Source organism: Nocardioides sp. NPDC058538, from assembly GCF_042719275.1.
GTDB lineage: Bacteria > Actinomycetota > Actinomycetes > Propionibacteriales > Nocardioidaceae > Nocardioides.
Genome location: NZ_JBHXNY010000008.1, coordinates 15451 through 26114 on the forward strand (window position 1 = coordinate 15451; position 10664 = coordinate 26114).

12 protein-coding genes are annotated in these 10664 nt (G+C 68.5%); all 12 read left to right on the forward strand.

The genetic code is table 11. From position 1 onward, the window contains the following. The first annotated feature begins 26 nt into the window (after positions 1-26). The 12 genes from ACFWQC_RS09435 to ACFWQC_RS09490 all read left to right on the forward strand — a co-directional run bounded on the left by ACFWQC_RS09435 (position 27) and on the right by ACFWQC_RS09490 (position 10603). On the forward strand, positions 27-1319 hold the full coding sequence (locus ACFWQC_RS09435; RefSeq protein WP_378676304.1) for an ABC transporter substrate-binding protein: 1293 nt from the start codon (positions 27-29) through the stop codon (positions 1317-1319). A gap of 3 nt (positions 1320-1322) precedes the next feature. After that, positions 1323-2315 (forward strand): carbohydrate ABC transporter permease, encoded by a 993-nt coding sequence (locus tag ACFWQC_RS09440; protein WP_378676307.1) that lies wholly within the window; start codon positions 1323-1325, stop codon positions 2313-2315. A 76-nt stretch (positions 2316-2391) separates the two neighbouring features. Beyond that, on the forward strand, positions 2392-3222 hold the full coding sequence (locus tag ACFWQC_RS09445; protein WP_378676310.1) for a carbohydrate ABC transporter permease: 831 nt from the start codon (positions 2392-2394) through the stop codon (positions 3220-3222). Continuing rightward, complete coding sequence (locus ACFWQC_RS09450) at positions 3219-4685, forward strand: glycoside hydrolase family 1 protein (protein WP_378676313.1); 1467 nt, start codon at positions 3219-3221, stop codon at positions 4683-4685. Before ACFWQC_RS09445 ends, ACFWQC_RS09450 begins: the two co-directional genes overlap by 4 nt. Positions 4686-4687: 2 nt before the next feature. Beyond that, complete coding sequence (locus ACFWQC_RS09455; RefSeq protein ID WP_378676763.1) at positions 4688-5686, forward strand: LacI family DNA-binding transcriptional regulator; 999 nt, start codon at positions 4688-4690, stop codon at positions 5684-5686. A gap of 113 nt (positions 5687-5799) precedes the next feature. Next, positions 5800-6300 (forward strand): diaminobutyrate acetyltransferase, encoded by a 501-nt coding sequence (gene ectA / locus ACFWQC_RS09460; protein WP_378676316.1) that lies wholly within the window; start codon positions 5800-5802, stop codon positions 6298-6300. A gap of 129 nt (positions 6301-6429) precedes the next feature. Then, positions 6430-7743 carry a diaminobutyrate--2-oxoglutarate transaminase gene (ectB, locus tag ACFWQC_RS09465; RefSeq protein WP_378676319.1) on the forward strand — a complete coding sequence of 438 codons (1314 nt, stop codon included), beginning with the start codon at positions 6430-6432 and terminating at the stop codon, positions 7741-7743. 26 nt (positions 7744-7769) lie between these two features. Continuing rightward, positions 7770-8204 carry an ectoine synthase gene (locus ACFWQC_RS09470; protein WP_378676321.1) on the forward strand — a complete coding sequence of 145 codons (435 nt, stop codon included), beginning with the start codon at positions 7770-7772 and terminating at the stop codon, positions 8202-8204. After that, the gene (gene thpD, locus ACFWQC_RS09475) at positions 8201-9100 is read left to right on the forward strand and encodes an ectoine hydroxylase (protein WP_378676323.1); all 900 of its coding nucleotides are present in this window, start codon (positions 8201-8203) and stop codon (positions 9098-9100) included. The genes ACFWQC_RS09470 and thpD overlap by 4 nt, the downstream gene beginning before the upstream one ends. Before the next feature lie 69 nt (positions 9101-9169). After that, entirely contained in the window at positions 9170-9496 is a 327-nt protein-coding gene (locus ACFWQC_RS09480) for a DUF4333 domain-containing protein (RefSeq protein ID WP_378676326.1), read from the forward strand. 37 nt (positions 9497-9533) lie between these two features. Beyond that, positions 9534-10085: a hypothetical protein gene (locus tag ACFWQC_RS09485; RefSeq protein ID WP_378676329.1), complete on the forward strand. Its 552-nt coding sequence runs from the start codon at positions 9534-9536 to the stop codon at positions 10083-10085. A gap of 23 nt (positions 10086-10108) precedes the next feature. Next, positions 10109-10603 (forward strand): MarR family winged helix-turn-helix transcriptional regulator, encoded by a 495-nt coding sequence (locus ACFWQC_RS09490; RefSeq protein ID WP_378676332.1) that lies wholly within the window; start codon positions 10109-10111, stop codon positions 10601-10603. The last annotated feature ends 61 nt before the right edge of the window (positions 10604-10664 follow it).

The window sequence follows — 10664 nt, forward strand, 5'->3', positions numbered from 1 at the left end:
CCCACACAGACGTGCAGGAGCACCCCGTGTCCAAGATCTCCAAGTCCTGGCGCCGCGGCCTAGCCGCCGGCGCGGTCGCTACTCTCGTCGCTGGCCTCGTCGGGGCCTGCGGCGGCAGCGACGACACCGGCGAGCAGGCCAAGCTCGGCAAGGACGACACCCTGACCATCACGACCTTCAGCGAGTTCGGCTACGGCGACCTCATCGAGCAGTGGAACGCCGACCCTGATCGCCCCTTCAAGGTCAAGCAGACCGTCGTTGCCGAGTGGGACACCTGGAAGCAGAGCCTCACCACCGGCCTGCAGTCGGGCGAGGGTCTCACCGACATCGTCGGCATCGAGGGCGACATGATGCCCGCGCTCGTCGCCGAGGGCGCCTCCGAGCAGTTCGTCGACCTCACCGACAAGGAGCTCGACAGCCGCTGGATGGAGTCGAAGTACCTCGAGGGCCAGACGGCCGACGGCAAGCAGATCGGCTATCCGACCGACGCCGGCCCGGAGGCGTTCTGCTACCGCGCCGACCTCTTCGAGAAGGCCGGCCTCCCGAGCGACCGCGAGGCCGTGAAGGAGCTCTTCAAGGACTGGGACACCTACTTCGCCACCGGCGAGCAGTTCAAGAAGAAGATGCCGAAGACGGCCTGGTACGACTCCAGCGGCGCGATCGCCCAGGCGATGCTCAACCAGGTCGAGTACCCCTTCCAGACCAAGGACCAGAAGATCGACGTCGACAACCCGGAGCTCCGGGAGGTCTACGACACGGTCTCGCAGTACGCCTCCACCCAGTCGACGAAGGTCGAGCAGTGGGGCGAGGACTGGACGGCCAACTTCACCAACGACGGCTTCGCCACCATCCCGTGCCCGGGCTGGATGTTCGCCAACATCAAGGACTCCGCGCCCGAGGTGAAGGGCTGGGACATCGTCGACGCCTTCCCCGGCGGCGGCGGCAACTGGGGTGGCTCCTACCTCGCCGTCCCGGCGCAGTCGGAGCACCAGGACGAGGCCAAGGAGTTCGCCAACTACCTGACCACCGCCGAGTCCCAGGTGGCCGCGTCGAAGGTGGCCGGCAACTTCCCGGCCAACCTGGAGGCGCAGACGGTCCTGGCCGACGAGAACGCCACCGACCCCTACTTCAACAACGCCCCCACCTCGCAGATCCTCGCCAGCCGCGCGGAGGCTGTGCCGGCGGGTGTCCCGTTCAAGGGTGACAAGTACTCCGACATCCTGGGTCTCTTCCAGCAGGCGATCCGACGTGTCGACGAGGGCACCGACCCCGAGAAGTCGTGGGCGACCTTCGTCGAGGGCGTCGAAGGAATGTCCTGATCCATGCCGACCACCACCTCTGCCCCGGTCGAGAACGCCACCCCGGCGCCCTCGACCGGGGCAGCACCCCGCCGCCAGGCGTGGCGTAACCGGCTCTCCCGGTGGGACTTCAAGTTCTCGCCCTACCTGTACGTCGCGCCGTTCTTCCTGGTGTTCCTGATCATCGGGCTCTACCCGATGCTCTACACCGGCTACCTGTCCTTCTTCTCCTGGCCCGCCTACGGCTCCGAGGTCGGCCCGTGGGTCGGCTGGGACAACTACGCCCACGTTCTCGGTGACTCTGTCTTCCGCAAGGCCTTCTGGAACACCATCGGGATCTTCCTGCTCTCCTCGGTGCCGCAGATCATGGTGGCGACGATCCTCGCCGCCCTGCTCGACACCCGGCTCCGGGGCCGCACCCTGTGGCGGATGAGCATCCTGCTGCCCTTCGTGGTCGCTCCTGCGGCGTCGGCGATGATCTTCGGCGCGATCTTCGCCGACGGCACCGGCCTGATCAACCAGACGCTCGACGGCTTCGGCTTCGACAAGGTGCCGTGGCACGCCGACCGGTTCGCGAGCTGGACCGCGATCGCGACCATGGTCAACTGGCGCTGGACGGGCTACAACGCGCTGATCATCCTCGCCGCCATGCAGGCGATCCCGCGGGATCTCTACGAGGCGGCCGAGATCGACGGCGCCTCCAAGGTGAAGCAGTTCTTCCACGTCACGCTGCCCTCGATCCGGCCGACGATGATCTTCGTCATCGTCACCTCGACCATCGGTGGCCTGCAGATCTTCACCGAGCCCCGGATCTTCGACACCAACCTGCGCTTCCAGGGTGGATCCGACTTCCAGTACACGACCTTGACGATGTACGTCTTCAACACCGCCCAGACCACGACCAACCCCTACCCACGTGCGGCCGCCGCCGCCTGGGTGCTGTTCCTGATCATCGTGGGGATCGCCCTGGTCAACTTCCTGGTCACCCGGGCCGTACAACGGAGGAACCTCAGATGAGCGAGCGTCAGCGAGCGACAATCAACCTCAGGACACCGCGTCCGTATTCTGGCGCTTGCGCCACGGAGGCGGTGGCATGAGCAGGCGTCCCGGATTCCTCGTTTACGGCCTGCTCACGGCATTCCTGCTGGGCTCGGCGTTCCCGCTGTACTGGTCGTTCGTCATCGGCTCGGTCACCCGGCACCGGGCGATCCAGTCGCCTCCGCCGCTGGTCCCGGGAGGGCACTTCTTCGAGAACGCCGCCCGGGTCTTCGACCAGATCGACTTCTGGTCGGCGCTGCTCAACTCGATCATCATCTCCGGGATCTCGGCAGCCTCGGTCGTGCTCTTCTCGACCCTGGCCGGCTACTCCTTCGCCAAGCTCCGCTTCCGCGGCTCCAACGCGGGGATGATCTTCGTCGTCGCCACCCTGGCGGTGCCGACGCAGCTGGCCCTGGTGCCGATGCTCAAGCAGTTCTCCAACCTCGGCCTGACCGGCACCCACGCCGCCGTGATCCTGCCGTGGGTGGTGACCGCGTTCGGTGTCTTCTTCATGAGGCAATACCTCGTCGACGCGATCCCCGACGAGCTCATCGACGCTGCCCGCGTCGACGGCGCGTCCATGATCCGTACGTTCTGGACCGTCGCCATCCCGGCAGCCAGACCCGCGATGGCGATCCTCGGCCTGTTCACCTTCATGCAGGTGTGGACCGACTTCATGTGGCCGCTGATCGTGCTGCAGGGCTCCGACGTCCAGACCCTGCAGACCGCACTGGACGCGCTCAAGGTCGCGCCCGGACAGGGGCACGCCGACATGGCGCTGGTCCAGGCCGGAACGATCCTCGCGACCGTGCCCCTACTTCTGTTGTTCATCGCCACCGGCCGCCACCTGGTGTCCGGCATCATGCAAGGAGCCGTCAAGGGATGAATCTCTCGACAAACCCAGCCCGCGCCGAGCGTACGTTTCCCCAGGACTTCCTCTGGGGTGCGGCGACGGCTTCCTACCAGATCGAGGGAGCCATCGACGAAGACGGACGTACGCCCAGCAACTGGGACACCTTCACCAAGGTTCCGGGGGCGATCCTCAACGGCGACACCGGCGAGGTGGCCTGCGACCACTACCACCGGGTTCCCGAGGACGTCGCGCTGATGAAGCGCCTCAACCTGGCTTCGTACCGGTTCTCGACGGCGTGGCCGCGGATCCGTCCCGACGGCGGGAAGGTCAACCAGGCGGGGCTCGACTTCTACAGCCGTCTCGTCGACGAGCTGCTCGAGGCCGAGATAGCGCCGTGGATCACGCTCTACCACTGGGACCTGCCGCAGGCGCTGGAGGACCAGGGCGGCTGGACCAGCCGTGACACCGCCTACCGGTTCGTGGAGTACTCCACGACCGTCTACGACGCACTCTCCGACCGCGTCGACAACTGGACGACGCTGAACGAGCCCTGGTGCTCGGCGTTCCTCGGCTACTCCGGTGGCCAGCACGCGCCGGGTCGCCAAGAGGGTGTGGCCGGCATCGTCGCGGCCCACCACCTCATGCTCGGGCACGGCCTCGTGGTCAACGAGCTGCGTAGCCGCGGTGCGACGCCGGAGAACGGGAAGTCCCTCGGCATCACCCTCAACCCGACGGTCGTCGACCCCTACGACGCCGACCGTCCCGAGGACGTCGACATGACCCGGCGGATCGACGGTCTGCACAACCGGGTGTTCCTCGACCCGCTGTTCCGGGGCAAGTACGCCGACGACCTGGCCGCGGACACCGAGGGTCTGACCTTCCAGGGCCGTCAGTGGCAGGACTGGGTTCTCGAGGGCGACCTGGAGGTCATCTCCGCGCCGCTCGACGTGCTCGGGGTCAACTTCTACTTCGGCAACGCCATCGCGGCGGAGCCGTTCGAGATCGACCCCGACCAGGTGCTGGGCAGTCGGCTCGTGCACTCCGACCTGCCGCGGGGGAACCCCTACCCCGGCGCCGAGTTCGTCACCCCGCGCACGGGCCGCGCCACGACCGCCCGGGACTGGGAGATCGACCCGGTCTGGCTGACCCGGCTGCTGACCCGGCTCAGCGGTGAGTACGGTGCCCCGCCCATCTACATCACCGAGAACGGGGCTTACTACGATGACGTGGTGGAGGATGGCGCCGTGCACGACACCGCCCGCCTCGACTACATCGACACGCACCTGCGCGCGACCCTCGATGCGATGGAGCAGGGGGCGGACGTACGCGGCTACTTCGCCTGGTCCATGCTCGACAACTTCGAGTGGAGCTACGGCTACGCGCACCGGTTCGGGATCGTGCACGTCGACTTCGAGACCCAGGTGCGTACGCCGAAGGACAGCGGACTCTGGTTCGCCGATGTCGCCGCCAGCAACCGGGTGCCGGCGCGCGCGTGAACATGCCCACGCTCGACGAGGTCGCCCGGCTGGCTGGTGTCAGCCGGGCGACGGCGTCGCGCGCGATCAACGGCGGCTCGCGCGTCTCCGCGAAGGCCGCCGAGGCCGTCGCCGAGGCCGTCGCCACCCTCGGCTACACCCCCAACCCGGCGGCGCGTTCGCTGGTGACCCGGCGTACCGACTCGGTCGCCATGGTCATCCCCGAGGCCGACGAGCGGGTCTTCGCCGACCCGTTCTTCGCCCGTACGCTGCGCATCGTCACCCGGGCCCTCTCCTCCCGCGACCTGCAGGTGGTCCTCCTGATCGCGCGGCCGGGCGAGGAGGAGGACCGGATGCTGCGCTACCTGCGTGGTGGTCACATCGACGGCGCCATCGTCGTCTCCTCGCACCGCAGCGACCTGCTCGCCGACCACGTCGCCGACCTCGGCATACCGGCGGCCTTCGTCGGCCGCCCGTGGACCGGCGCCCACCGGGTCTCCTACGCCGACACCGACAACTTCGCCGGCGCCCGCGAGGTCACCCAGGTGCTCATCGACCGCGGCTGCCGCCGGATCGGCACCATCACCGGCCCCGCCGACATGAGCGCGGGCGCCGACCGGGTCGCCGGCTGGCGGGCCGCCCTGGACGCTGCCGGGCTCGCCGCCGACGCGGCCGTCGAGGGCGACTTCACCGAGGACGGCGGCGAGGCCGCCTGCGAGATCCTGCTGGGCAGCCATCCGGACATCGACGGCCTCATGGTCGCCTCCGACCTGATGGCCGCGGGCGCGCTCCGCGCCCTCGGCCGGGCGGGCCGCCGTGTCCCCGACGACGTCGCGGTCGTCGGCTACGACGACCTCGGCATCGCCGAGCGCACCACTCCCCCGCTCACCACGGTCAAGAACCCGATAGGCGACATGGCCGAGGAGGCTGCCCGGCTCCTCCTCGCCCAGCTCGACGGCACCACCACCATCCCGCGGCGCGTCGTCTTCGCGCCCGAGCTGGTGCGGCGTACGTCTGCCTGACCTGACGCGCCGCTCGTCCGCCCGCATATCGGAGTGCGGACGCGATCCGGGCATGCCTACCGCAAGGCTGTTAGCGTCCTGACGCGATGCCACATCGCAATTCGACTGGCAGCGTGCCCCGCCCGGAGTCGGCTTCCCGAGTCGACTTCCGCTCACCGGCCCTCGAGGACGGTCAGCACCTGTGGCGGATGGCAACGAAATCTCGGGTACTCGACGTCAATGCCTCCTACGCCTACCTGCTGTGGGCGCGCGACTTCGCGAAGACGTCGCTCATCGCGACCATCGATGACGATCCAGGAGGATTCGTCACCGGCTACCGGCGTCCGGACGATCCGGAGACGCTGATGATCTGGCAGGTCGCCGTCGACGAGGCGCACCGCGGCCAGGGCCTGGCCCGCCGCATGCTCGACGCGCTCGTCGACCGCTTGGCCGTAGACCACGGCGTACGCCACCTGGAGACGACCATCACGGCCGACAACAGCGCCTCGATCGCGCTGTTCACCTCGTTCGCGAGCGCACGCAACGCCCCGATCGAGCGCACGCCGCTCTTCGAGGCCGCGATGTTCCCCGACGGGCACGACGCGGAGCTGCTGTTCCGCATCGGCCCGTTCTGACCGAACGATCCGTCCGCACGATCTGTCCGCACGATCTGTCCGCACGATCCGACCGAACCGCACCCCGGTCCGCCGGGCGCTGTGCGCGCCCGCGTACCGGGATCGACGACACACGGAGGTGTCATGTCCATGACGACGACCACCGAACCCGCCCCTACCGACACGCCTCAGGCCGTCGCCGGCACCGCGATCTTCGACTCACTGGAGTCGCAGGTCCGCAGCTACTGCCGCAGCTGGCCAGCCGTGATGACCCACTCCCAGGGCTCCACCCTCACCAGCGAGGACGGACGTGAGTTCCTGGACTTCTTCGCCGGCGCCGGCGCGCTCAACTACGGGCACAACAACCCCGCGCTGCTGGACCCGCTGCTCGACTACCTGCGCGAGGGCCGCATCCTGCACTCGCTGGACATGCACACCAGCGCGAAGCGGGACTTCCTGCAGACCTTCTCCGACCTGATCCTCGAGCCGCGCGACCTCGACTACAAGGTGATGTTCCCCGGCCCGACCGGGACCAACTCCGTCGAGGCCGCGCTCAAGCTGGCCCGCAAGGTGACCGGCCGCCAGCACGTGCTCTCGTTCACCAACGCGTTCCACGGGATGACGCTCGGCTCGCTGGCCGTGACCGGCAACTCGATGAAGCGCAAGGGCGCAGGCATCCCGCTGACCAACAGCTCGAAGATCCCGTACGACGACTACTTCAACGGTGCCGTCGACGACTTCATGTGGCTGGAGCGGGTGCTCCAGGACAGTGGCTCCGGCGTCGACAAGCCGGCCGCGATCATCGTGGAGTCCGTCCAGGGTGAGGGTGGCCTCAACGCCGCCCGCCTGGAGTGGCTCAAGGCGCTCTCGGACCTGTGCCGCGAGTACGACATCATCCTGATCGTCGACGACGTGCAGGCCGGCTGCGGGCGTACCGGCACGTTCTTCAGCTTCGAGGAGGCCGGGTTCTCCCCCGACATCGTCTGCCTGTCGAAGTCGATCTCCGGCTTCGGCCTACCGATGGCGCTGACCCTGATCCGGCCCGAGCTGGACCAGTTCGAGCCCGGTGAGCACAACGGCACCTTCCGCGGTCACAACCTCGCCTTCGTCACCGGCCGGGCAGCGCTGGAGCGGTACTGGGCCGACGACTCCTTCCAGAAGGAGGTCCAAGCGAAGGCCGCCGACCTGCGCGCGGGGCTGACGCAGATCGCCGACCGGTACGAGGGTGCGGCCGTCCGCGGTCGCGGCCTCCTGACCGGCATCGCCTTCCCGGATGCCAGCGCGGCCGGGAAGATCGCGGCGGCGGCGTACGAGCGGGGCCTGCTGGTCGAGACCTCCGGGCCCGAGGACGAGGTGCTCAAGACGATGCCCCCGCTGACCATCACCTCCGCGGAGCTCGCCCGCGGTCTTGCCGTCCTCGAGGAGGCCACCGCGGCCGTCCTCGGTGACGGTGTCCCCGCCTGACCTCCCCCGACCCGAAACGAGAGAACATGCGCGTCACCTACCTGGAAGACCTCACCGAGACCGACCGAGACGTACGCGTCGAGTCCGAGCACGGCACCTGGCGCAGCCGCCGGATCGTGCTGGCCCGCGAGGGCGTCGGCTTCTCCTTCCACGAGACCAACATCCCCGCCGGGACGACGAACGAGTTCTGGTACGCCAACCACATCGAGTGCGTCTACTGCGTCGGCGGTGAGGGCGAGCTCCTCGACCGCGAGACCGGGGAGACGTACGAGATCCGTGACGGGATGTGCTACCTGCTCGACCAGAACGACAGGCACACCGTCACCGCCAAGACCGACCTGCGTCTGATCTGCACCTTCAACCCGCCGGTCACCGGCCGGGAGGTGCACGACGAGAACGGCGTCTACCCGCTCCTCACCGAACCCGACGCCAGCAACCCGACCGAGGAGGTAACTGCATGACCGCTGCAATCGAACACGTCGAGGACGTGTACCCCACCCGTCTCGCGGAGGGCTTCAGCACGCTCCCCCGCCAGGACGAGGTCGTCTGGGGCACCGCGGCCGACGGGCCGATGGACCAGCAGACGCTCGACTCCTACGACGAGCGCGGCTACCTGACCGTCCCCGACCTCGTCACGCCCGACGAGGTCGCCGAGCTGCGCGCCGAGCTGCACCGCCTCAGCAACGACCCCGAGACGCGGGCCGATGAGCGCACCATCATCGAACCCGCCTCGCAGGAGGTGCGCTCGATCTTCGAGGTGCACAGGACCAGCGACCTCATCGCCCGGCTGGCGGCCGACCCGCGCGTGGTCGGCCGGGCCCGGCAGGTCCTGGGCTCGGACGTCTACATCCACCAGAGCCGGATCAACTTCAAACCCGGCTTCGGGGGCGGTGACTTCTACTGGCACTCCGACTTCGAGACCTGGCACGCCGAGGACGGCCTGCCCCGGATGCGGACCGCCAGCATCTCCATCTCGCTCACCGACAACCACTCCTTCAACGGGCCGCTGATGATCATGCCCGGCACGCACAGGACGTATGTCTCGTGTGGTGGCGCCACCCCTGAGGACAACTACAAGTCCTCGCTGGTGATGCAGGGCGCCGGAACCCCGGACCAGGGGACCATCACGAAGATGGCCGACGCCTACGGGATCGACGTGCTCGCCGGCGCCGCCGGCAGCGCGGTCATGTTCGACTGCAACTGCATGCACGGCTCCAACGGGAACATCACGCCGTACCCGCGCTCGAACGTCTTCCTGGTGTTCAACAGCGTGGAGAACACCGCGGTCGAGCCGTTCTCGGCCCCGAGGCCGCGGCCCGCGTTCATCGGGGCGCGCGACTTCACCCCGGTGGGCTGACCGCCCTGCGGCGCCCGAGCTGGTGCGGCGTACGTCTGCCTGGTCTTTGCCTACCCCTAGGCTGAGCCCATGACACGCACCCGCGCCTTCTCGGGCGCCATGACCGGCGCGGCACTGCTCCTCCTGTCCCTGGCCCTGACCGCCTGCGGTTCGAGCAAGGACTACGTGCAGGAGAAGACGGTCGAGCGGATCGCGACCGAGCAGCTCACCAACGCCATCGGCGTCACCCCCGAGGGCCTCGACTGCCCCGGTGATCTCGAGGGCAAGGTCGGCACCGAGATGACCTGCGTCCTCACCTCCGAGGGCGAGAAGTACGACGCGATCATCACCGTCGACGACGTCGACGGCGGCCGGGTCCACTTCCAGATCGACGTGCCGCCCAACGCCACGGAGTGAGCCCACAGAGTCCTCTGAGCAGATAGCCTGTTGAATCGTGTCCCCTCATGCGAGGCCCTTCTTCGACCATGTCGCGCGCGTGTGCGACGGAACTCCCTACAAGGCGACCGAGACGGCGCGCGGCTTCGACGTGGAGCTCGACCTGGCCGACGAGCGCTGGCACGACACCCTGATGGCCGCCAAGCTGCACTGGGTCTTCACCTACCACGTCTCGATGCCGACCCGGAGCTCGTACGCGATCATCGAGGACACCCGCAGCCTCGTCTGGTTCGGCGACGTGCCCCACACACAGAGGACCGGCGTACGCCGCATCGAGGCCGATGACGAGCAGACTGACCAGGGCGTGTGGACCGTGCACGACCCTGAGGCCGTCCCCGACACGGACCAGTACCGTTACGACGCCGAGGAGGGGCGCACGCTGATCACCAGCGTCGCCCGGCTCTACGCGCTGCAGCAGCGCGGCGCGCGGCACGAGGGGGCGGGCTTCTCCGTCGCCGTCGGCCTGGTCGTGACGCTCTCGGTGATCGCGACCGTGATCGGCGTCGCGGTGATTCTCAACCTGCTCGGGACGTTCGGCGCGCCTTCGTAAACACCTCGCAAACACTTTGTGTGATGCTGGCCCGCATGGATCCGATCGGCGAGGCGAAACGGCAGTGGATCGCGCACGGCTGGGCCGATGCCGCCGACGGGATGGCACTGGTGACCTCGCTCGTGCGCGTGCACCAGCTCGTCATGGAGCGCGTCGACGCCGCGCTGCGCCCCCACGACCTCTCCTTCGCCCGCTACGAGGTGCTCCGCCTCCTCTCCTTCACCCAGGACGGCCAGCTCCCGATGGCCAAGCTCGGCTCCCGCCTCCAGGTCCACCCCGCCTCGGTGACCAGCGCCGTCGCCCGCCTGGAGAAGCAGGGCTTCGTACGCCGCAGCCGCACCGCCGACGACGGGCGCGTGGTCCTCGCCGCCATCACCGACGCCGGTCGCGAGGCGGTCGAGGCGGCCACGATCTCGCTCAACAGCGAGGTCTTCGAGAAGCCTGACATCGAGGACGTACCCGGTCTGACCGCGCTGCTCACCCAGCTCCGCGCGGCCTCGGGGGATGCCGTCGGCTGAGACGCCGACGTCGCGTACTGGCAAGTACGCCAGGGACGACCTATGCTGGAATTACTTGGAC